We start from the raw sequence: 22,035 nt of genomic DNA, 5'->3' as shown, positions 1-22,035 counted from the left end.
CAGTTCCCGTATCTCGCGAACGCCGTCATAGTCTCGGTGCGCCGAAAAATCCACGCTTCAACGCAGCCAGCCGATGGCCAGTTCCTCGACGGCATCGAGTGCGCGCCGGGGCAGCGAGCCGACGCCTACGGATTCGGCCGCATAGAGCGGCGTTTCCTGGCTGAGCGTGTCGCCGATCCACACCTTGAGTGCGCCGACCGGCTGGCCTTCCTCCACCGGTGCCGGCAGCGGCCCGTTGTAGACGATGCGCGCCGTCAGTCGGTCGCGGTTGGTGATCGGCAGGAAGATATCCACCGGCCCCTTGGCTTTCAGCGCCACGCCGGACTTTTCGCCGCCGAAGACCTCGGCCTCGCCGACGATCTCGTCCCTGGCGAATATTTCCGACTTCTGGAAGGAACGCAGGCCCCATTCCAGCAGCTTGCGCGCTTCCTCGGCCCGCTCGCGGTCGTTGGCCAACCCGCTCATGGCCGCGATCACCCGCTTGCCGTCCTTGGCGATCGAACCGACGATGCCGAAACCGTTTTCCTCGCTGGCGCCTACGGCCAGCCCGTCACCGCCGATGTCCGTGCTGAGCAGCGGGTTGCGGTTCAGCTGCCTGATCTTATTCCAGGTGAACTCCTTCTGGCCGAAATAACGGTAGAAGTCGGGGTAGTCCCGCCACAGCCGCAGCGCCAGGTTCGTAAGATCCTTCACCGACGTCTTCTGGCCGTCTGCCGGCAGGCCGGTGGCGTTGACGAAGGTCGACGCGGTCAGGCCAATCTGGCGCGCGCGCTCGGTCATCTGCAGGGCAAAGTTCGCCTCCGAGCCCGCCATGCCCTCGGCGATGATGATGCAGCCGTCGTTGGCGGCCTGCACCGCCACGCCCTGGATGAGGTCTTCCAGCCGGATCGCCGACTTGAGCGCGGCAAACATGGTCGAGGTGCCGGACGGCGCGCCGCCGGTGCGCCAGGCATGCTCGGAAACGACGAAGGTATCGTCCAGCTTCAGCCGCCCGGATTTGATGGCGTTGAAGGTCACTTCCATGGTCATCAGCTTGGCCAGCGAGGCAGGCTGGATCGATGCGTCCGCATCCTTGGAGAACAGCACGGTGCCGGTGTCGGCGTCGATCATGTAGGCCTGCGTCGCCTTCGTCTCGAAAAGCTGGGCGGCGGCCGGAGATATGCCGAAAGCCCACAGGACGAGGCTGAAAGCCGCAAAGAGCGGCAGGAAGCGGCGAAACATCATAGGAGATGCCCTGTTGGGCCGGACATGCGGCGTGCCCGGCAAAGCTATCAGGCTTGTCGGCGCCGGATCAACCGTCCGGCTCATCGCCGGCCGGCGACGCAAACGCCTGTCAGCCGCGAACGGCCAATGCGTCCGGCGCGCCGTGCGACCATGCCGCGCTCAGCATATCGTCCACGCTGCCGAGCCCATCCGGATAGAGATTGACGCTGTACCAGTCGGCGCCGTCGAGCGTGGTGCGCTCGACTTCCACTTTGCCGTAAGCGCCGAGGCGCGTGGCGATCGAGCGGGCTTCATCGGCATTCCGGTAGGAGCCGGCGGCGATATAGTCACCCGAAGCACCTGCGCCGGGATTGAGCCGCTTCCAAGCCTGTTCCATGTTGCTCGACGTCATTGCCGAATCCAGGCCAGGATCCAGAGCAGCAAAAGCCTGTGCTGCCTGGTTCACCCGCTCGTCGGCGTAGGACAGCGATGCGACGGAGAACGGAATCTGTGACGGCATCTCCCCATCAGGCCGCGACGGCACGATGGGGCCGAAATCCGGCAGCGACGGGAAGCCGGACAGTTGCGCGTCTGCAGTCATCACCGGCTGCATCGCCGGAACGGGTGCCGAGTCCCGCAACTGGCCCGGGAATGGCACGACCGCCGCACTTACCGGCTGACTGGGCGACGAACCGTTCATGGCGATCATCACGCCTGTCGGCAGGCCGACGGACGGATCGGGCGCCCGATTGCCGGGGTGATAGGAGGCCACGAGGTATTGCTCGTCATGCGCCGCCAGCGGCGCGCGGCCGACATACTCGACCTTGACCTTGGCGGTGCCGACGTTGGAGTAGCCCAGCATGTCCGCAGCCCGTTTCGACAGATCGATCAGCCGGCCGTCGTGGAAAGGACCGCGGTCATTCACCCGCACGATCACGGAACTGCCGTTGCCGAGATTGGTGACGCGGGCATAGCTGGGCAGCGGCATGGTCGGATGGGCGGCGGTGATGTCGGCGACGTTGTAGACCTCGCCGTTGGCGGTCAGCCGGCCGTGGAAGGCATCGCCATACCAGGAGGCCGTGCCTACCTTGGCGTATTTCTTGTCTTCCTTCGGGTAATACCACTTGCCCCGCACCTGGTAGGGTTTGCCCAGCTGGTCGCGCCCGACCAGCTTGCGGTTGCCGACATAGGGGCTCGCCTTCACGCCGTAATCGGTTTCGGAGAAGTATTCCTTGGAGCGCTTCTTGTGCACCATCGCCTTGGGCTCGGGCGTGGCGCAGGCGGCGAGCATCCCGGCCGCCGCAGCCAGTACCAGATAAGTCGATGCACGGCGAAGGGGCTTGCGCGCCTTGGTCTGCATTTCGGAATTGTCCCCTGTCATTCCCTGTTGGCCGCCGCATGGGCGTCAGCCGAGCCTGAACGATCACGTCACAAGGAAGTCGATGCCCACTCCGCTCCTTGTGCGCAGGAATTGTTTATCACGCTATTAACCGATTGTGGCGGGAAACCGGCAAGATTATGGCCCGGAGCGTCGGCCGTAGCGATGGCAAATCTCAATACAATTGATACGGGTCTTGTACGGGATACATCAAGACTGTTGCTGTGGTGAGCCGGGAGGGGATCGAACCCTCGACCACATGATTAAAAGTCACGTGCTCTACCGCTGAGCTACCGGCCCGTTCCTGCAAAACTTCGGGCGATCGCCGATCGCAAAAAGATGCCTGAACCTTTGCGCATCACCGCCCGGGCGGGCCGCCGTGCCGCGCTTTCGCAAGGGAAAAACCGCCCGCGAAATTGCGGCGGAACATAGGGAGAGTGCCATGGCGGGTCAATCGAAAAAGCGCCGTTCCATCAAGGCGCGAATCCACCCCACAACTTTGTTTCAGCGCCGCTGCATCAGCCCGGCGGAAGGCCGCTCGACACGGACGCGCCGGCCGGAACAACCGGAACAATAAGATCGTTGGATCGTTTCGTGACCAAAGGGACATCCATCAAGCCCTCAGGAGAAGACGATGAACAAATTCGTATCGGGTCTTTTGGCGACCACTCTGGCAGCCAGCTTCGCTGTCGCGTCGATGGCCCCTGCCGCTGCCGTCCCCCTTCCCGCACAGATGCAGGGTGCCACGCCTTCGGCTTCGGACGTGGTGAAGGTCGACTCCGCCGACTATGTCTGGCGCAGGCATCATAACAGGCATTGGCGTGGCGACCGCGGCCGCACTCATTACTGGCGCGGCCATCGCGGCTACGACCGCTGGCGTCCAGGCTATCGCCGGCATGGCGATTTCTGGTTCCCGCTCGCGGCCTTCGCGACAGGCGCCATCATCAGCGGTGCCATTGCCAATGACCGGCCGCCCCCGCGCGTCTATCGCGGCGACAGCGCGCATGTGCGCTGGTGCTATAATCGGTATCGCTCCTATCGTGCGTATGACAATACCTTCCAGCCCTATCATGGGCCGCGCCAGCAGTGCGTGTCGCCTTATTGAGGCGATAGCATAGCATGTAGTGAAGCCCGCGCTGTAGCGCGGGCTTTTTCGCGTCGGTGAGGATCAGCGTCGGCTGAGCGTACGCCTCACCGCGTCATGCCGCCACCGATGATGAAAATGTCCTGGATCGGGGACTCGCCCACCTTTGCCTCCCGCGATTTCGTATCACAGCATTTCTGGCTGTTCCGAAACCTGATGGGAATTATTTCGAGCTTATAACGAATGTCAAACGAAATCGTGAACCTCGGTGCCTGCGACCGCAAATGCCGTCAGGAATGCGAGGTTTCGATCAGATTCACCTCGGCCTCCTGACAGACCTTGCGGACCGAGGGAATGCTGCAGGTGTCGGTGATGAAGGTGTTGACCTGGCTGAGATGGCCGATGCGTACTGGCGCCGTCCGTTCGAATTTCGTCTGGTCGGCGACCAGGATGACGTGGCGTGTGTTGGCGATGATCGCCTGCGCCACTTTCACTTCGCGAAAGTCGAAGTCGAGCAGCGCGCCGTCATGGTCGATGGCCGAGGCGCCGATGACAGCATAATCGACCTTGAACTGCTTGATGAAGTCGACCGCCGCCTCGCCGACGATGCCGCCGTCCGAACCGCGCACGACGCCGCCGGCGATCACCACCTCTATCGAAGGATAGACGCGCATCCTGTTGGCAACATTGATGTTGTTGGTGATGACCATAAGGCCGCTGTGGTCCAGAAGCGCCTTGCTGACGGCTTCCGTCGTGGTGCCGATGTTGATGAACAGCGAGGCGTTGTCGGGGATCAGTCGCGCGGCGGCACGGCCGATCGCTTCCTTCTCGTCGGCGGCGATCTTGCGGCGCGCCTCGTACTCGACGTTTTCGATGCCGGAAGGAAACAGTGCGCCGCCGTGAATGCGGGTAAGCTGCCGCTGTTCGCACAGGTCGTTGAGGTCCTTGCGGATCGTCTGCGGCGTCACCGAAAAATGCGCCGCCAGTTCTTCCACCAATACCCGGCCGTTGTCCTTGGCCATCTGGACGATCTCGGCATGGCGCGGCGGCAGATACATTGAATCCCTCCCGTTTTCGTTTTCCGGATTCATAGTTGAAAACGAAAGCATTGGGAAGGCTTGAGACGGCTGTTGGAAAGCGCTGCCGACGAGGAAAACCTTGTCGCTGCATGGTGTCGCGGTTCAGGCGGTACGCCGGGCGATTTCGGTGATGACGTCGAACGCTCCCACCACGTCGGCCTCCGTCGCTTCGAACTGGCCGGCCTGGAAGCGGATGGCGACGCGCCCCTCGGTTTTCGTCTGGGTAAGGTAGATGCGGCCATCGTCGTTGATGGCATTGACGAGTGCGAGGTTGTGAGCGTCACTATCCGCCTCAGCCGGTGTGCGATGGCGGAAGGAAAACAGCGACAGCATCGGTTCGGTGACGATCTCGAAATCCGGCTCGCGCGCCAGCCGAGCGGCGAGCGCCTCGCTCCAGGCGACATGGTTGCGGATCATCTGCCTGAGATTTTCCAGCCCGTGCGCGCGCAGCAGGAACCACAGTTTCAGCGCCCGGAAGCGGCGGCCGAGCGGCACCGACCATTCGGAATAGTTGACGATGCCGTCATGACCGTGCGTCTTCAGATAGTCGGGCTTGATCGCCAGCGTTCGCACATGGCTTGCGGGATCGCGCAGGAACTGGATCGAGCAGTCGAACTGCGCGCCGAGCCACTTGTGCGGGTTGAAGACGATGGAATCGGCCCGCTCAATGCCGGTCCAGAAATGCCGGAATTCCGGGCAGATCATCGCCGAACCGGCCCAGGCGGCGTCGACATGCAGGTAGAGCCCGTGGCGTCGCGCCACCTCGGCGGTTGCCGCGATGTCGTCGGTTCCCCCGGTGCTGGTGCCGCCGACGCAGGCGACGATGCCCGCCGGCAGCAGGCCGGCGGCGCGGTCGGCGGTAATGGCCGCTTCCAGCGCTTGCGTGTCCATCGCCCGCCAGCGCCCCTTGGTGGGAATGCGGACCAGATTGGCCTCGCCGATGCCGGCCACCCATATGGCGCGGTCGATCGAGGTGTGCACCTGATCGGAAGCATAGATCCGAACCGCCGGCTGGCCGGCCAACCCCTTGCCGTTGCCCAGCCAGTCGAGCGCCTTCTCACGCATGGTCAGCACGGCGGCGAGCGTCGCGGAGGATGCCGAATCCTGGATGACGCCGGCAAAGCCTTCGGGCAGCCCAAGCGCCTGGCGCATCCAGTCGACAGTGCGTGTCTCCAGCTCTGTCGCTGCAGGTGAGGTTTGCCACAGCATGCACTGGGCCGCCATGGCCGAGACCAGATATTCGGCGACCACCGAGACAGGGGCGGCGTTGGCCGGAAAATAGGCGAAGAAGCGCGGGTGCTGCCAATGCGTCATGCCCGGCACGATCTTCTCTTCGAAATCGGCGAAGATCGTCTCCATCGACTGCGGCTGCTCGGGCGGCGAGGCCTCGATGCTGTCGAAAACCGCGCCGGGATTCATCGGCGGGCGCACCGGCCGGTCACGCAGGGAGGCACGATAGGCGGCGCCCCATTCGGCTGCGCGCAACGACCAGTCATGAAATTCCTTGCCGTCCATCGCCGTCCTCCGCCTGGATCGTCATGCCCGCCGGCTCGGCGGCAATGCTATATAATTAACACATAAATTATCGTCGAGCTAACTGCCAACGAAGGCATACGCTCAGCCGGGGAAATCCGGCAATTGCTGGAAAGCCGCCTTGAGCGCCTTCGACCAGCCGTCGGATATCGTGCGGTAGTAGGGATCGTCCTGGCCGATACGCTGCTTCAGCTCGATCCTGAAGCTGTCGCGTCCATAGAACAGAAGATCGAGCGGCAGGCCGACCGACAGGTTGGATTTGAGTGTCGAATCGAAGGACACCAGCATCAGCTTGACCGCCTCGGCAACGCTCATTTCGCGATCGTAAGCGCGGATGATGATGGGCTTGCCGTATTTTGTCTCGCCGATCTGGAAGAAAGGGGTGTCTTCGGTCGATTCGATGAAATTGCCTTCCGGATAGATCATGAACAGGCGCGGCTCGCTGCCCTTGATCTGGCCGCCGAGAACGAAGGACGCATTGAAATAGGAATCCGCCTTCTCGCCGACGGGCGCCGCCGAGGCGATCACCTCCTTCACCGTGTCGCCGACGAGACGCGCCGTCTGGTACATCGACGGCGTTTCCAGCACCGTCTGGTGACGCTCGGAAATCGCCTTGCAGCGCTCGTCGAGCAGGCTGACCACCGCTTGCGTCGTTGCCAGGTTGCCTGCCGACATCAGCACGATCACCCGCTCGCCCGGTTGCTCCCAGACATGCATCTTGCGGAAGGTGGAGATCGAATCCATGCCGGCATTGGTGCGCGTGTCCGACATGAACACGAGGCCACGGTCGATCTTCAATCCGACGCAATAGGTCATCGAATCCCTCTTGGCATCCTTCGGTGGGGGATTACTGCTCTACGGTGATCGTGACCGCAAGCTGTTCCTGAGCCTGCCCGAGACGGATGCCGGAAACGGGCATGGCATCGCGATAGTCGAGACCTGTCGCCACCCGTACATAGCGCTCGTCGGGCGAAATGCCATTGGCGGCGTCGAAAGCGACCCAGCCCAACCCCTCAATGTGCGCCTCGGCCCAGGCATGGCTCGCCGCCTGGACGGTGGTGCCGTCCATCATCAGGTAGCCGCTGACGTAGCGCGCGGGAACTCCCATCGTCCGCGCGGCCGAGACGAAGACGTGGCTGTGATCCTGACACACCCCTGCCCCGAGCTTCAGCGCTTCCTCGGCCGAGGTCTCTGTGCTGGTGGTTCCGGGCGTATACCGCACGCGGGCGCCGACCGTCGTCATCAGGGCGTGCAGCCGATCGAGTTCGGACCCGTCCGGCAGGGAGGAAACGAGATCGCGGACCCCCTCGCCTGCCGTGGTCAGCGGTGTCTCGCGGCGGAACAGCCAGAGCGGCGCGAAGCCACGGTGCGGGCCGACCACGCCGGCCTTGTCGTGCGTGTCGACTTCGCCGCCGACCTCAATGGCGATGGTGTGCGGCGTGCCCTCGACGCTGAGCAGCCTGGTGTCGTTGCCGAATTGGTCCTGGAAGCGCACTTCCTCGCCCGCTCCGTCGATGCTCAGGCTCCATGACTTGACGGTCTGGGTCGGCCCGTCTGCGGGAACGAGGCGCAGCCTTTGCAAGGCATAGGCCAGCGGCGCGTCGTAGCTGTACTCGGTGCGGTGGGTGATCCTCAACTGCATGCTAGTAGAACCGGTAGTCAAGGGCGATCTGGTCGCCGAGCCGCGTGTTCTCGCGGATGAAGCCCGTCAGAAATTCGTGCAGGCCGGCGTCGAAGATGTCCTTGATGGATCCGACCTTGAGCATCTTGTGGATGCACTCGGCGGTGTCGTGACAGGCATGGCGGGCGCCGTAGTCGCGGGCAAGGAAATCGAGATGCTCGATGACGAAACGGTAGCAGAAGGTGAGCGAACGCGGCATGCGCGCGTTGAGGATAAGATAGTCGGCTATGTTGGTGGGCTTGTATTCGGCCTCGTAGACCCAGCGATAGGAACGATGCGCCGAGACCGAGCGCAGGATGGATTCCCACTGATAGTTGTCGAGCGTCGAGCCGACCCAGGAGATCGACGGCAACAGCACGTAGTATTTGACGTCGAGAATGCGGGCGGTGTTGTCGGCGCGCTCGACATAGGTGCCGAGCTGCGAGAAGTCGAAGATTTCGTTGCGCAGCATGGTGCCGTAGAAGGCACCGCGGATCAGCGCCGTCTCGCGCTTGATGGCGTCGAGCACGGTCGGCAGGTCGCGCTCGTCGATCGGCTTGGCCAGCATGCGCTTCAGCGCCATCCAGGCTTCGTTGATCGATTCCCACGTCTCGCGCGTCAGCGCCGTTCGCACCATGCGGGCGTTGAAACGGGCCGTCTCGATCGAGGCCATGACGCTTGAGGGATTCGACGTGTCGCGCAGCAGGAAGTCGGAAACGTGGGCTGCCGAATGCTCCTGGTACTTCTGTCCGTAAGCGACATCGGAACCGGCGCTGATGACGACGGAGGCCCATTCCTCGGCTGCCCCCTGCGTGCGGGTCAGCGCCATACGCAGCCCTGCATCCACAAGCCGCGCCATATTCTCGGCCCGCTCGATATAGCGGTTCATCCAGTAAAGACCGTTGGCGTTGCGGCCGAGAAGCATGGTCAGTTCGCTCTGCCAAGGAGGGCGGTAGGGCAGTACGGCAATAGGGCAGTAGGACAAGAAAACACCGATTGAAGAAGCGGCCACGGACTGCCTTCCCCTGCGGTTTGCAGCGCTACTTTCCTCTGCTTTTCGAAGAGACCAATTGCCATACTGCCCCTACTGCCTTACTGCCCTAATCATCCAGCACCCACGTATCCTTCGTTCCCCCGCCCTGCGACGAGTTCACGACCAGCGAACCTTCCTTCAGTGCAACCCTCGTGAGGCCGCCCGGCACGATCTGGATGCGGTCGGACACCAGCACGTAGGGGCGCAGATCGACATGGCGGGGCGCCAGGCCTTTCTCGGTCAGGATCGGGCAGGTCGACAGCGCCAGCGTCGGCTGGGCGATGTAGTTCGAGGGCTTCGCCTTGAGTTTCTCGGTGAAGGCCTCGCATTCCTTCTTCGACGCGGTCGGCCCGACCAGCATGCCGTAGCCGCCGGAACCGTGCACCTCCTTCACCACCAGTTCGGCGATGTGTTCCAGCACGTATTTCAGGCTGTCCGGCTCCGAACAGCGCCAGGTCGGGATGTTGCCGAGGATCGCCTTGCGGCCAGTGTAGAATTCGACGATCTCGGGCATGTAGGAATAGATCGCCTTGTCGTCGGCGATGCCTGTGCCCGGCGCATTGGCGATGGTGATGTTGCCGGCGCGGTAGACGTCCATGATGCCGGGGATACCCAGCGCCGAATCCGGCCGGAAGGTGAGCGGATCGAGGAAAGCGTCGTCGACGCGGCGGTAGAGCACGTCGATCTGCTTGAACCCTTCCGTGGTCCGCATGGCGACGTGACCGTCGACGACGCGCAGGTCCGGTCCCTCGACAAGCTGTACGCCCATCTGGTCGGCGAGGAAGGCGTGCTCGAAATAGGCGGAGTTGTAACTGCCGGGCGTCAGCACCGCGACGGTAGGAGTGCCGCTCGTGCTTTCCGGCTTGACCGCCGCCAGCGAGCGGCGCAGCAGCGCCGGATAGTTCTCCACCGGGCGGACCTTGATCTTCTGGAACAGCTCGGGGAAGAGCTGCATCATCGTCTCGCGGTTCTCCAGCATATAGGATACGCCGGAGGGGGTGCGGGCATTGTCCTCAAGCACGAAGAAATCGTTCTCGCCAGTGCGCACGATGTCGACGCCGATGATGTGGGTGTACACACCGGCCGGTGGCCGCACTCCGATCATCTCCGGCAGGAACGCCTCGTTACCGGCGACCAGTTCCTTCGGTATGCGCCCTGCCCTGAGGATCTCCTGGCGATGGTAGATGTCGTCAAGAAAGGCGTTGAGCGCCTGGACGCGCTGCTCGATGCCCTGCGTCAGCCGCCGCCATTCCTGGCCGGAAATGATGCGCGGCACGATATCGAAGGGAATCAGGCGCTCGGACGCTTCCTGTTCGCCGTAGACGGCGAAGGTGATGCCCGTCTTGCGGAAGACGCGCTCGGCATCCTGCGTCTTCTGGGTAAGTCTGGCGGGGTCCTGTTCTTTCAGCCAGCGATCGTAGGCCGTGTAAGGCCGCCTCGGTCCGGAAGATTCCGGAAGCATTTCGTCGAATGCTGCCAATCGCGCACTCCCCTCTTCTCCATTTGAAGGGCGGAAGTGCGGAAAAATCAAGCGTATTCGATGATTTGCCGGACAAGAATACCGGCGGCGGGCGTCTTGCCCAACCGGTGGGCGCAAAAGCCGGATCGCAGGCACGCCGTGCCCACGGAAACGGCAATCTGGCGCGCGGTCAGAAGGCGCGGAAGGTCACCGTCGTGAAGGTGTCCTTGATGCCGGGAATGACCTGCACCTTCTCGTTGACGAAGTGGCCGACGTCCTCATCGTCGCTGATGTAGAACTTGGCCATCAGGTCGAAATTGCCGGCGGTCGAATAAATCTCGGAGGCGATCTCGGCATCTGCCAGCGCGCTGGCGACCTCGTAGGCCTTGCCGAGTTCGCATTTGAACTGCACGAAAAACGTCTTCATCGTCTCGCCTCGCTGGCTATCGGCAGTGCCTTGAACGCACCGCCGTCAGGCCTTGTGGCAGACAGGCGCCGGCCTTTCAAGCACCAGTATCGGACGTTTCAGCTGGCCTGCCGGCGCGCGGCGTCGACGCTCCACGATCCTGCACCGGCGGCGACCAGATAGAGGAAGACGAAGCAGAACAGGATGGCGCTTTCGCCGCCGTTCTGGATCGGGTGGAAGCCCTGCGGCGCGTGCGCCATGAAGTAGGCGACTGCCATCATGCCCGACAGGATGAAAGCGACGGGGCGCGTGAAAAGGCCGATCACGAGGAGCGCGCCGCCGACAATTTCCAGCGTGCCGGCGAACCCCATCAGCGAAAACAGCTCGGGACCTGGCCTGCCGGAATCGGGAAAGCCGAACAGCTTCATCGTGCCGTGCGCCATGAACAGCAGGGCCGCCATGATGCGCAGCACCGACAGCAGCCGCGGCGCCCACACGGTGCCGAGTTGGTTTTCCGAAATCATTCGTCCTCGCTTTGCGTTGATGGTTCTGGATGCGCGATCGGGCATCTCGGTGATTTGATCACCGCAGGCAATTCACAAAGATGACGTTTAATATCAACTTTCTGTCAGGCAAGCGGCGGGATATCGCCGCGCGCCCAGCCCTCTGTGATTTCGGCGGCTCGCGCCGCAAAGTTTCGCGCCTCGATAGCGGCACGGATATCCTGCATGAGGCTCTGGTAATAAGCGAGATTGTTCCAGGTCAGCAGCATGGCGCCGAGCGCTTCCTGCGAACGCACGAGGTGGTGCAGGTAGGCGCGACTATAGTCCCGCGCCGCCGGACAGGCGCTTTCCTCGTCCAGCGGGCGGTGGTCGTCGGCATGGCGGGCATTGCGCAGGTTCACCTTGCCCCGCCGTGTATAGGCGAGGCCGTGCCGCCCTGCCCTCGTCGGCATCACGCAATCGAACATGTCGATGCCGCGCGCCACCGATTTCAGGATATCGTCCGGCGTGCCGACGCCCATCAGGTAGCGCGGCTTGTCCGCCGGCAGTTCGGGACAGGTGATGTCGAGCATTTCCAGCATCACCGCCTGCGGCTCGCCGACCGCAAGGCCACCGACCGCATAACCCTTGAGATTCATGGCCGCCAGCGCCTGCGCCGACCGTACGCGCAGCGCCGCATCGTCGCCGCCCTGCACGATGCCGAACATCGCCTTGCCGGGCTGGTCGCCGAAAGCCGCCTTGCAGCGTTCGGCCCAGCGCAGCGACATCTCCATAGCGCGCTCGATCTCCTTCCTTTCCGCCGGCAGCGCCACGCATTCGTCGAGCTGCATCTGGATATCGGAATCGAGCAGGCCCTGAATCTCGATGGACCGTTCCGGCGTCAGTTCATAACGCACGCCGTCGACATGCGAACGGAACGTGACGCCGGTTTCGGTAAGCTTCCTGAGTTTCGACAGTGACATGACCTGGAAGCCGCCGGAATCGGTCAGGATCGGCCACGGCCAGCGTGCGAATTCGTGCAGGCCGCCGAGGCGCGCGACACGCTCGGCGCCCGGACGCAGCATCAGGTGGTAGGTGTTGCCGAGGATGGTATCGGCGCCGACGCCGCGCACCTGCTCCATATACATGGCCTTGACGGTGCCGCCGGTGCCGACGGGCATGAAGGCCGGCGTGCGGATCGTGCCGCGCGGCATCGAGATTTCACCGCGGCGGGCCTTGCCGTCGGTGGCGAGAACGGAAAACGTGAAGGATTGGCTCATGCCCTGCCCTTAGCGGCGATGGCGTTCCAAGACAATCGGGAGGCTGCGGACGCACGGCATATCGCCATGACTTGCCGGGCTAAGCCCGCCCGCATACGCTGCCGGCGTGTACGATCAAAGAACCGAGGATCGAAGGATGATCGAGGGTTCCTGCCACTGCGGCGCCGTGCGCTGGCGCTTCGAGGCGACGCCGGAAGGTGCCACAGCTTGCAACTGTACGGTCTGCCGGCGCTATGGCGTTCTGTGGATCTACGGCCACGAGGGTGAGGACGTTACAGTAATCGGCCCGACGAAAGCCTATGCGCGCGGCGAGAAGCACCTGGATTTCAATTTCTGTCCCGAATGCGGCTGCGTCGTCTCGTGGCGAGCGAACCGGGTGGGGAAGAAGAGCGGCCGCCGGCGCATGGCGGTGAACGTCAGGCTGGCCGAACCGGAAGCGGTCGCCGACATTCCCATCGATCATTTCGACGGCTTGAATACCTTCGAGGACCTGCCGCGCGACGGCAGGCGCGTCGCCGATTACTGGTTCTGAACGCTGGAAGATTCCGAGCTGTCGTGGCGGAACAACAGGCTGGAATCGCCATAGGAATAGAAGCGGTAGCCGGTCTCGATGGCATGGCGGTAGGCTTCGCGCATCGTGTCCAATCCCGAAAACGCCGATACCAGCATGAACAGTGTCGAGCGCGGCAGGTGGAAGTTGGTCGTCAGCATGTCCGCCGTGCGGAACCGGTAGCCCGGCGTGATGAAGATATCCGTGGGGCCGGACCACGGGGCGATGCTGCCGTCTTCCCTTGCGGCGCTTTCCAGCAGGCGCAGCGAGGTGGTGCCGACGGCGACGATGCGCCCGCCCCTCGCTCGGGCCGCATTCAGCGCCGCCGCCGTTTCCGGCGACACGGTGCCGACCTCGGCATGCATCTTGTGGTCTGCGGTATCGTCGGCCTTTACCGGCAGGAAGGTGCCAGCGCCGACGTGCAAGGTGACGAAGCGCCGTTCTATGCCGGCGGCGTCCAGCGCGGCCATCAGGTCCGGCGTGAAATGCAGGCCGGCGGTGGGCGCCGCCACTGCCCCCTCCTCCCGCGCATAGACGGTCTGGTAATCCTCCAGGTCGCGCGCATCGTCATCGCGTTTGGAGGCGATGTAGGGCGGCAGCGGGATGTGGCCGACCGCGTGCAGCGCTTCGTCCAGGAACGCGCCGGAAACGTCGAAGCCGAGCAACGCCTCGCCGCCGTCATGCTTTTCCAGCACCGTGGCGTCGAGCTGACCGAGGAAGCAGGAATTGCCGTCGTGGCCGAAATGAATGCGGTCGCCGGCAACGATACGCTTGCCCGGCCGCATGAAGGCCAGCCATCGGTCCGACGCAGTGCGCATGTGCAGCGTCGCCTCGACCTGGGCGACGTTGTCGCCACGCCGGCGAAGCCCGCGCAACTGCGCCGGGATGACCTTGGTGTCGTTGAACACCAGCACGTCACCGGCCCGCAGCAGCGAAGGAAGGTCACGCACGGTGCGGTCGGTCAGCTTCTCGCCGGACTTCACCACCAGAAGCCGCGCCGTGTCGCGCGGGTCGGCGGGGCGCAAGGCGATGCGGTCTTCCGGCAGGTCGAAATCGAACAGGTCCACTTTCATGGCTGCGGCATAGCCCGATCCACGTCCTCCCGCCACCGCCTTGTTGCCGCGCCATGTCAGGAGGCGCCATCTAACTAATTGCAAAATGCAATCAGATCGGTAGACTTCTGCTGCTTTCGAAGACGATCAGCCATGGGAGAGCGTTGTGGGTAAGGTACGCGTCGCCGGCTTCGGCGTTTCACTCGACGGCTTTTCAGCCGGAACCGATCAGAGCCTGGAATTCCCGCTCGGCAAGCGGGGGCCGGAAATTTTCCAGTGGTTCTTTCCCACCAGGACGTTCCGCGCCATGCACGCCGAACCGGGCGGTCCGGAAGGAACGGACGGCGTCGACAACGAATATGCCTTTCGCTCGATGGACGGCTTCGGCGCCTTCATCCTCGGCCGCAACATGTTCGGCCCGATCCGCGGCGAATGGCCGGACGATCAATGGAAAGGCTGGTGGGGCGACAACCCGCCCTATCACGCGCCGACCTTCGTTCTTACCCACTACCCACGCGATCCGATCGTGATGGAAGGGGGAACGACGTTCTATTTCATCACCGACGGCATCAGATCGGCGCTCGAACAGGCCAAAGCGGCGGCTGGAACGCTCGACGTGAAGATCGGTGGCGGCGTCTCGACCGTGCGGCAGTATCTTGAGGAGCGGCTTATCGACGAGATGCACCTTGCCGTCAGCCCGGTGCTGCTTGGCCAGGGCGAAAACCTGTTCGCCGGGCTGGACCTTCGCGCACTCGGCTACGCCGTCGCCTCGAGGGAAGCCACGGAAAACGCCACGCATGTCATGGTGACGAAGCAGTAGAACCAGCTTCTCAGCTAAACCGAACCAGCAGCGCGCCGGCAAGCAGCAGAACCGCTCCGGCGATGCGGCCGAGCGATATTTCCCGCACTGCAAAACCGAGGAATCCGATGCGGTCCAGCAGCATACCCGCGATGAGCTGCCCGGCGACCAGGAAGGCCATCAGAGCCGCCGCGCCGAGGCGCGGGATCAGGATTGTCGAAAGGGTGACATAGAAGCCGCCCAGGACACCGCCGGCCACGAACAGCCACGGCGCCGGCGCCTTCCAGTCGAGCGAAATCCCTCCTGCGCGTGTCATGGCAACGGTGACGATGCCGAGGACCACGCTGCCGGAGAGGAAGGAGAAGAAGGCGGCTGCCACCGGCAGGCCGAGGCCGCGCGCCAACTGCGCGTTGATCGGCGCCTGAATGGCGATGAAGGCGCCCGACAGAATGCCGAGCAGCGACCAGACGAGCGCCATCATTGATTTTCCCGAACCATGTTCAGGCCGCGACGTCCGCCGCGACCTTCATCGATACGATCTTGTCGGGATTCTTGACCGGCTCGCCGCGCTCGATCTTGTCGACATTCTCCATGCCCTCGATCACCTGACCCCAGACCGTATACTGGCGGTTCAGGAAGGAGGCGTCGTCGAAGCAGATGAAGAACTGTGAGTTGGCCGAGTTCGGGTTCTGGGCGCGCGCCATCGAGCAGGTGCCGCGGCCATGATTGACGTTGGAGAACTCGGCCTTCAGGTCCGGCTTGTCGGATCCGCCCATGCCCGCGCGCGACGGCGCGAAAGACGGCTTGCTCGAATTGCCGAACTTGACGTCGCCGGTCTGCGCCATGAAGCCGTCGATGACGCGGTGGAACACGACGCCGTCATAGGCGCCCTCACGTGCCAGTTCCTTGATGCGGGCGACATGACCCGGCGCCAGCTCCGGGAACATTTCGATGACGACCTTGCCCTTGGTCGTCTCCATGATGAGCGCGTTCTCGCGGTCCTTGATCTCAGCCATATGAAAATCCCTTCGTGATTGGATCGAAAACTACTTATCCGCCGCGATGCGGACCTTGATCATGCGGTCCGGGTCGGCCACGGCACCGTTCTGCGCGTCATCGCCCTTCTTGATCTTGTCGACGGCATCCATGCCGCTCTCGACCTCGCCGACGATGGTGTACTGGCCATCGAGCGGCGGCGCCGGCGCGAACATGATGAAGAACTGCGAGTTGGCCGAATTCGGGTCTTGTGCGCGCGCCATGCCGACGACGCCGCGCACGAAATGCGTCTTGGTGGTGAATTCGGCCGGCAGGTCCGGCAGGTCCGAGCCGCCGGTACCGGCGAGGTTCGGATCAAACCCCTTCTTCATGTTGCCGAACTTGACGTCGCCCGTCTGCGCCATGAAGCCATCGATGACGCGGTGGAAGGCGACGTTGTCGTAGGCATGCTCGCGCACCAGCTTCTTGATTTGCGCGACGTGCTTGGGCGCCAGGTCGGGCCGTAGCGCGACCGTCACGTCGCCGTCCTTCAGCGTGATGACCATGGTGTTTTCCGCATCGGCGGCGAGCGCCGAAACGGAACCGGCGGCAAGGCCGGCGAGAACGACGAAGGCGGCAAGGCCCTTGAACTTCATGGAGTGTCTCCAGTGAAACTTATTTCGTGAACTTGGCGGTAAGCGCGCCGGCAACGGCGGCCGGCACGAAGGGGCGGATGTCGCCGCCCATCGAGGCAATCTGGCGCACGAGTGTGGCGGTAATGGTGCGCACCGAGGGGCTTGCCGGCAGAAACACGGTCTGCAGGTCCGGCGCCATCGTCTCGTTCATACCCGCCATCTGCATCTCATAGTCGAGATCGGTGCCGTCGCGCAGCCCGCGGATCATGATCGTGCAGCCATGTCTATGGGCCGAGTCCACCACCAGCCCGTCGAAGGCGACGACCCTGATGCGGGCGTGGTCGGAGCCCAATTCCGCTTTGGAGACGGCTTCGATCAGCGCCACGCGTTCCTCGAAGGAAAACAGCGGCTTCTTGCCGGGATGGATGCCGATAGCCGCATAGACGGTGTCGGCCACCGCAAGCGAGGCCTTGAGCACATCGAGGTGGCCGTTGGTCAACGGGTCGAAGGAGCCGGCGTAAAGGGCGGTGCGTTCGCTCATGGCAGGCTTCTAGCCGGGCGATCTTTCAAAGGCAATTCGCCTCGTCGGGCTTTGTACGCCGGACGCCATGCGCTCACAGCACAAAATCGCCGGTGTCTTCAGCCGCCGCTGTCGCTGGCTGGACGAGCACGGCGGTCGCAGGCGCCTGGAGTTCCCATCGTACATGCCCGGGCTCGCGCGTGATCGTGCTCGTGCCGTTCATCGATTGAGGTGCTATGCGCTGAAGCACGACATTGCCGAAGCCGCGCCTTGACATATCGGCTTCCGTCTGCCGCGGCACCGAGGTTTCCTCCCAGACCAACTGGAATTCCTCGTTCGCGTCCGGGCGCTTCAGCAGCCGCCATGTGATGGATATGCGTCCGACCGCATCGACGAGCGCGCCATATTTGGCGGAATTGGTACCGAGTTCATGGATCGCCATGCCGAGATACTGCACCGCGTTCGGCGCCAGCATCACCAGCGGCCCCGAAAGCGTGATCCGTTCCTCATGGCCGAACGGCTTCAGGTGTTCCTGCACCAGTTCGAACAGGCTGGCGCCTGACCAGTCGGAAGACACCAGCAGGTCGTGCGACCGCGACAGGCCGGTGATGCGCTCGCGCACATGCTCGATGAAGTCGTCCTTGTCGCTGGTGCGCTTCGCCGTCTCCCGGATGATGGACAGGATGACGGCGAACTGGTTCTTCACCCGATGGTTGACCTCGCGAAGCAGCGTGCGGATGCGCCGTTCGGATTCCCGTTTCTCGGTGATGTCGCGGGCGATCTTGGAGGCTCCCACGATCTTTCCCGCCGCATCCTTGATCGGGGATATGGTAAGCGAGACGAAGATGAGCGAACCGTCCTTGCGCTGCCGGATGGTATCGAAGCTGGCGAGGCGCTCGCCCCGCTTTATCCTGTCGATGATGTCGATCTCTTCGCTGCGCAGGCTGTCGGGAATGAGCATGAGCACCGAACGGCCAATCGCTTCCTCGGCCGTATAGCCGAACATCTTCTCCGCGGCCGGGTTCCAGTCCGTGATGATGCTGTTCAGATCCTTGCCGACAATCGCGTCAGACGAAGAATCGACGATCGCCGCGAGGCGTGCCTCCGCCGGCAATACCAATCTTGGATGAATTTCCAGAATCTCAGCCATGTGCATAAGCTTAGGCGCGGACGGCAAAAAGAAAAGACGGCATCGTCGACGCCACGAAGGTCAGGCGGTGACTTGGCATGAACCTTTTGGAAACCATGTCGGAAATGATGAACCGCGGATGAACGATCCGGTCAGGAGCGGTTAAACCCTGCTCACATACTCATGATCGCGTGGGGTGAAACCAATTCGCGGCCCGGCCGTTATTGGGACCAGGAGAACCAAACCATGATGATCTTCATGCTCGCCGCCGCAATGACCGTCGCCATGCTGATCGCTACCGTGTTCGGCATGCATCAGGAGGCCCAGCGCCTCAAATACGAACCGAAGCGCATCGACCGTTTCGGCCATCGTCGCTTCTGATCCCGTTCGCTTCGAATTCCCGTAACGAGTCGTGGCTCGCGGCTAACCTTCCAGCCGCTTCGCCATGTCGACAAGCGTCCAGCCGGGCCGCATGGGATTGGCCCGCCGGCCCGTCTCGGTAAATCCGAAAGCGCTGTAGAGCGCGATGTTCTTTTCCATGCGGGCATTGGTGTAGAGGCGGACTTCCGGCAGACCGGTCGCCCTCGCCCGCTCCTCGGCCCAGCGCAACAATCGGACGCCGAACCCCCTGCCCTGAAAATGCGGCGAGACCGCCACGCTGAAGATCATCAGATGGTCGGGTTCGTTTTCCAGGACGATCACGCCGGCCAAGCGTCCCTCGCTTTCCAGGAGCCAGACGCCGCCGGCGGCGATGTGCGGTCGGTAATCTTCCGTCACCGGTATCGGCGGCGCATCGAACACTTCAGTGTAGGGCCGATAGGCTTCCTCGGTCAGGGCTTCGATGGCGCCACGATCGTCAGGTCCGGCAAGCCGGATCCTGCCATCACTGTCCGCCCCGGATGCCTTTTTCATGCACCGTCGGCTCCGTCCGGTGCGGGCGTTTCATTGCCCTCGACCGGCATTTCGTCGTCCTCGTCTTCCGGCTCGGAAATGCGCTCGACCGACACCACCTTTTCGCCATCGGCCGTGTTGAAGATCGTCACGCCCTTGGTGGCGCGGCTAGCGAAGCGGATGTTGTATACCGGCACGCGGATGACCGTGCCGCCGTCCGACACCAGCATGATCTGGTCGTCGTTGCCGACCGGGAAGGTCGCCACCAGGCGGCCGATCTCGTCCACCTTGGATACATCGGTGGCGCGGATGCCCTTGCCGCCGCGATTGGTCAGGCGGAAATCATAGGAGGACGAGCGCTTGCCGTAGCCGAATTCGGTGACGGTCAGCACGAACTGCTCATGCGCCTTGAGGAGTTCGTAGCGGTCGTCGGAAAGCTCCGCTTCCTCGCCGATCTCCTCGTTGGTCAGCGTCACCTCTTCCTCGGCCTCTGCGGACGAGGCGCGCCGCTCCAGCGCCGAACGCTTCAGATAGGCGGCGCGCTCGGCCGGGCTTGCCTCGACATGCTCGATCACGGTCATGGAGATGGCGCGATCGCCCTCGCCGAGCGTGATGCCACGCACGCCTTGCGAAGCGCGGCTGGCGAAAACGCGCACGTCGGAAACGCGGAACCGTATGCACTGGCCGGTGTCGGCGGTGAGCAGCACGTCGTCGTTGTCGGTGCAGGTCTCGACCGCAAGGATGGAATCGCCTTCCTCCTCGAACTTCATGGCGATCTTGCCGTTGCGCTTGACGTCGGCGAAATCGGACAGCTTGTTGCGCCGCACCGTGCCGCGCGTTGTGGCGAACATCACGTCCAGCTTGTCCCACTCGGATTCGTCCGGCAGCGGCAGGATAGCGGTGATGCGGTCGCCGTTTTCGATCGGCAGCAGGTTGATGAGCGCCTTGCCGCGCGACTGGGGATTGCCGATGGGCAGGCGCCAGACCTTTTCCTTGTAGACGATGCCGCGCGAGGAGAAGAACAGCACCGGCGTGTGCGTGTTGGCGACGAACAGGCGGGTGACGAAATCCTCGTCCTTGGTCGACATTCCGGAGCGACCCTTGCCGCCGCGGTTCTGCGCCCGGTAGATCGACAGCGGCACGCGCTTGATGTAGCCGGCGTGGGTGACGGTGACGACCATATCCTCGCGCTGGATGAGGTCCTCGTCTTCCATGTCGGAGCCGGCGTCGGAAATCTCCGTGCGGCGCGGCGTGCCGAACTCGTCGCGCACCGCGGCAAGCTCGTCCTTGACGATCTGCTGGATGCGTGCGCGCGAGGCTAATATGTCAAGGAAATCAGCGATTTCGGCGCCGATCTTGTTCAATTCGTCGGCGATCTCGTCGCGACCCAGCGCCGTCAGCCTTTGCAGGCGCAGGTCGAGGATGGCGCGAGCCTGCTCTTCCGACAGGTTGTAGGTGCCGTCATCGTTGATCCGGTGACGGGGGTCGTCGATCAGCCGGATCAGCGCCTCCACATCGGCGGCAGGCCAGCGCCGCGTCATCAACTGGTCGCGCGCCGTCTGCGGGTCCGGCGCGCTGCGGATCAGTTTTATCACCTCGTCGATGTTGGCCACGGCGATCGCCAGGCCGACCAGCACATGGGCGCGCTCACGCGCTCTCCTGAGCAGGTATTTCGTCCTGCGGCTCACCACCTCCTCGCGGAAGGTGACGAACGCCTTCAGCATGTCGATGAGCGTCATCACCTCCGGCTTGCCGCCATTCAGCGCAACCACGTTGGCGCCGAAGGAGGTTTGCAGCGGCGTGAAGCGGTAGAGCTGGTTGAGGATGACCTCGGCGTTGGCGTCGCGCTTCAACTCGATGACGACGCGGTAGCCCTGCCGGTCGCTCTCGTCGCGAATGTCGGAGATGCCCTCGATGCGCTTCTCGCGCACCAGTTCGGCCATCTTCTCGATCATCGTGGCCTTGTTCACCTGGTAGGGAACCTCGGTGACGACGATGGCCTCGCGGTCGCCGCGGCTCTCCTCCACATGCACCTTGCCACGCATGACGATGGAGCCGCGGCCGGTGGAATAGGCCGAATAGATGCCGGAACGGCCGAGGATGAGGCCGCCCGTGGGGAAATCGGGACCGGGAATGATGTCCATCAGATCCGGCAGGTCGATTGCCGGATTATCGATGACGGCGATCGCACCGTCGCAGACCTCGGAAAGGTTATGCGGCGGGATGTTGGTGGCCATGCCGACGGCGATGCCGCCGGCACCGTTGACCAGAAGGTTGGGGAAACGCGCCGGCAGGACGCGCGGCTCGCTGTCTGTGCCGTCGTAGTTCTCCTGAAAATCGACGGTGTCCTTGTCGATATCCTCCAGAAGCTCGTGCGCCACCTTGGTCAGCCGCGCCTCGGTGTAGCGCATGGCCGCCGGCGGATCACCGTCGATGGAGCCGAAATTGCCCTGCCCGTCGATGAGCGGCACGCGCAACGACCAGTCCTGCGCCATGCGCACGAGGGCGTCGTAGATCGAGGCGTCGCCGTGCGGATGGTATTTACCCATCACGTCGGAGACAGGACGCGCCGACTTAACATGCTTGCGGTTCCAGTGATAGCCACTCTCGTGCGAGGCATAGAGGATGCGCCGGTGCACCGGCTTCATGCCGTCGCGCACGTCCGGCAACGCGCGCGACACGATCACGCTCATGGCGTAATCGAGGTAGCTGCGCTGCATTTCCTCGACGATGGAAACCGGTTCTATGCCGGAAGGGCCATCCGGCCCGCGCGGTGTCTTCTGGTCGGTCAAAACGGATCACACGGAAAAGGGAATCACTTGATCCTTATATAGGAACGCGGCCCGTTTCTCCAATGCGAGAGGGCTTTTTCAGCCCTCAAACCGAT

General features: G+C 63.3%; 23 protein-coding genes and 1 tRNA gene. 4 read left to right on the top strand and 20 right to left on the bottom strand.

Annotated features, from left to right (window positions below; translation table 11 throughout):
* Positions 1-57 precede the first annotated feature (57 nt).
* The 3 genes from FGU64_RS03620 to FGU64_RS03610 form a co-directional block, all read right to left on the bottom strand.
* Positions 58-1,221, bottom strand: a complete 1,164-nt coding sequence (locus tag FGU64_RS03620) for a D-alanyl-D-alanine carboxypeptidase family protein (RefSeq protein WP_246671318.1) — start codon at positions 1,219-1,221, stop codon at positions 58-60.
* Between the two features lie 112 nt (positions 1,222-1,333).
* Entirely contained in the window at positions 1,334-2,563 is a 1,230-nt protein-coding gene (locus tag FGU64_RS03615) for a septal ring lytic transglycosylase RlpA family protein (protein WP_139950916.1), read from the bottom strand.
* 243 nt (positions 2,564-2,806) lie between these two features.
* A tRNA-Lys gene (locus FGU64_RS03610) sits at positions 2,807-2,881 on the bottom strand.
* Positions 2,882-3,215: 334 nt separating this feature from the next.
* Between FGU64_RS03610 and FGU64_RS03605 the strand changes: the two genes are divergently transcribed.
* Positions 3,216-3,686 (top strand): BA14K family protein, encoded by a 471-nt coding sequence (locus FGU64_RS03605; protein ID WP_139950915.1) that lies wholly within the window; start codon positions 3,216-3,218, stop codon positions 3,684-3,686.
* A gap of 269 nt (positions 3,687-3,955) precedes the next feature.
* Here FGU64_RS03605 and FGU64_RS03600 read toward each other — a convergent pair whose 3' ends face one another.
* The 9 genes from FGU64_RS03600 to tgt all read right to left on the bottom strand — a co-directional run bounded on the left by FGU64_RS03600 (position 3,956) and on the right by tgt (position 12,597).
* Positions 3,956-4,723: a DeoR/GlpR family DNA-binding transcription regulator gene (locus FGU64_RS03600; protein ID WP_139950914.1), complete on the bottom strand. Its 768-nt coding sequence runs from the start codon at positions 4,721-4,723 to the stop codon at positions 3,956-3,958.
* A 123-nt stretch (positions 4,724-4,846) separates the two neighbouring features.
* Complete coding sequence (locus FGU64_RS03595; RefSeq protein ID WP_139950913.1) at positions 4,847-6,259, bottom strand: pyridoxal-dependent decarboxylase; 1,413 nt, start codon at positions 6,257-6,259, stop codon at positions 4,847-4,849.
* A gap of 102 nt (positions 6,260-6,361) precedes the next feature.
* On the bottom strand, positions 6,362-7,093 hold the full coding sequence (locus tag FGU64_RS03590; protein WP_139950912.1) for a proteasome-type protease: 732 nt from the start codon (positions 7,091-7,093) through the stop codon (positions 6,362-6,364).
* Between the two features lie 31 nt (positions 7,094-7,124).
* On the bottom strand, positions 7,125-7,919 hold the full coding sequence (locus FGU64_RS03585) for a transglutaminase family protein (RefSeq protein WP_139950911.1): 795 nt from the start codon (positions 7,917-7,919) through the stop codon (positions 7,125-7,127).
* 1 nt (position 7,920) lies between these two features.
* Positions 7,921-8,862: an alpha-E domain-containing protein gene (locus FGU64_RS03580; protein WP_139955255.1), complete on the bottom strand. Its 942-nt coding sequence runs from the start codon at positions 8,860-8,862 to the stop codon at positions 7,921-7,923.
* Positions 8,863-9,037: 175 nt separating this feature from the next.
* Positions 9,038-10,450, bottom strand: a complete 1,413-nt coding sequence (locus tag FGU64_RS03575) for a circularly permuted type 2 ATP-grasp protein (protein ID WP_180375623.1) — start codon at positions 10,448-10,450, stop codon at positions 9,038-9,040.
* Positions 10,451-10,619: 169 nt separating this feature from the next.
* Positions 10,620-10,856, bottom strand: coding sequence for an Lrp/AsnC family transcriptional regulator (locus tag FGU64_RS03570; protein WP_136353824.1), 237 nt, complete (start codon positions 10,854-10,856; stop codon positions 10,620-10,622).
* Between the two features lie 98 nt (positions 10,857-10,954).
* Positions 10,955-11,359, bottom strand: a complete 405-nt coding sequence (locus tag FGU64_RS03565) for a DoxX family protein (protein WP_139950910.1) — start codon at positions 11,357-11,359, stop codon at positions 10,955-10,957.
* 104 nt (positions 11,360-11,463) lie between these two features.
* Positions 11,464-12,597, bottom strand: a complete 1,134-nt coding sequence (gene tgt, locus FGU64_RS03560; RefSeq protein ID WP_139950909.1) for a tRNA guanosine(34) transglycosylase Tgt — start codon at positions 12,595-12,597, stop codon at positions 11,464-11,466.
* Positions 12,598-12,733: 136 nt separating this feature from the next.
* Here tgt and FGU64_RS03555 point away from each other — a divergent pair, with 136 nt between their 5' ends.
* Positions 12,734-13,129, top strand: a complete 396-nt coding sequence (locus FGU64_RS03555; RefSeq protein ID WP_139950908.1) for a GFA family protein — start codon at positions 12,734-12,736, stop codon at positions 13,127-13,129.
* Here the strand turns inward: FGU64_RS03555 and queA are convergent.
* A complete protein-coding gene (gene queA, locus FGU64_RS03550) occupies positions 13,117-14,220 on the bottom strand; it encodes a tRNA preQ1(34) S-adenosylmethionine ribosyltransferase-isomerase QueA (protein WP_139950907.1) in 1,104 nt (367 codons plus the stop codon). The two genes, FGU64_RS03555 and queA, sit on opposite strands and share 13 nt — an antisense overlap.
* A gap of 145 nt (positions 14,221-14,365) precedes the next feature.
* Between queA and FGU64_RS03545 the strand changes: the two genes are divergently transcribed.
* A complete protein-coding gene (locus tag FGU64_RS03545) occupies positions 14,366-15,019 on the top strand; it encodes a dihydrofolate reductase family protein (RefSeq protein WP_139950906.1) in 654 nt (217 codons plus the stop codon).
* 10 nt (positions 15,020-15,029) lie between these two features.
* Here the strand turns inward: FGU64_RS03545 and FGU64_RS03540 are convergent, their stop codons facing one another.
* The 5 genes from FGU64_RS03540 to FGU64_RS03520 form a co-directional block, all read right to left on the bottom strand.
* Complete coding sequence (locus FGU64_RS03540) at positions 15,030-15,479, bottom strand: DMT family transporter (RefSeq protein WP_139950905.1); 450 nt, start codon at positions 15,477-15,479, stop codon at positions 15,030-15,032.
* Positions 15,480-15,498: 19 nt separating this feature from the next.
* A complete protein-coding gene (locus FGU64_RS03535; protein WP_139950904.1) occupies positions 15,499-16,014 on the bottom strand; it encodes a peptidylprolyl isomerase in 516 nt (171 codons plus the stop codon).
* A gap of 30 nt (positions 16,015-16,044) precedes the next feature.
* Positions 16,045-16,629: a peptidylprolyl isomerase gene (locus FGU64_RS03530; protein WP_139950903.1), complete on the bottom strand. Its 585-nt coding sequence runs from the start codon at positions 16,627-16,629 to the stop codon at positions 16,045-16,047.
* Positions 16,630-16,648: 19 nt separating this feature from the next.
* The gene (gene coaD, locus FGU64_RS03525; RefSeq protein ID WP_139950902.1) at positions 16,649-17,149 is read right to left on the bottom strand and encodes a pantetheine-phosphate adenylyltransferase; all 501 of its coding nucleotides are present in this window, start codon (positions 17,147-17,149) and stop codon (positions 16,649-16,651) included.
* Positions 17,150-17,222: 73 nt separating this feature from the next.
* Complete coding sequence (locus FGU64_RS03520) at positions 17,223-18,278, bottom strand: PAS domain S-box protein (RefSeq protein WP_139950901.1); 1,056 nt, start codon at positions 18,276-18,278, stop codon at positions 17,223-17,225.
* Between the two features lie 225 nt (positions 18,279-18,503).
* Between FGU64_RS03520 and FGU64_RS23695 the strand changes: the two genes are divergently transcribed.
* A complete protein-coding gene (locus FGU64_RS23695) occupies positions 18,504-18,638 on the top strand; it encodes a hypothetical protein (protein WP_269142495.1) in 135 nt (44 codons plus the stop codon).
* Positions 18,639-18,680: 42 nt separating this feature from the next.
* Here the strand turns inward: FGU64_RS23695 and FGU64_RS03515 are convergent, their stop codons facing one another.
* Together FGU64_RS03515 and gyrA are read right to left on the bottom strand one after the other, a co-directional pair.
* Positions 18,681-19,169 (bottom strand): GNAT family N-acetyltransferase, encoded by a 489-nt coding sequence (locus FGU64_RS03515; protein WP_139950900.1) that lies wholly within the window; start codon positions 19,167-19,169, stop codon positions 18,681-18,683.
* Entirely contained in the window at positions 19,166-21,940 is a 2,775-nt protein-coding gene (gene gyrA, locus FGU64_RS03510) for a DNA gyrase subunit A (RefSeq protein WP_139950899.1), read from the bottom strand. Before gyrA ends, FGU64_RS03515 begins: the two co-directional genes overlap by 4 nt.
* Between the last annotated feature and the right edge of the window lie 95 nt (positions 21,941-22,035).

The organism is Mesorhizobium sp. 8, assembly GCF_006351905.1.
GTDB lineage: Bacteria > Pseudomonadota > Alphaproteobacteria > Rhizobiales > Rhizobiaceae > Mesorhizobium > Mesorhizobium composti.
The sequence above is the reverse complement of the archived record's forward strand: the minus strand, read 5'-3'. Positions and strand labels throughout refer to the sequence as shown.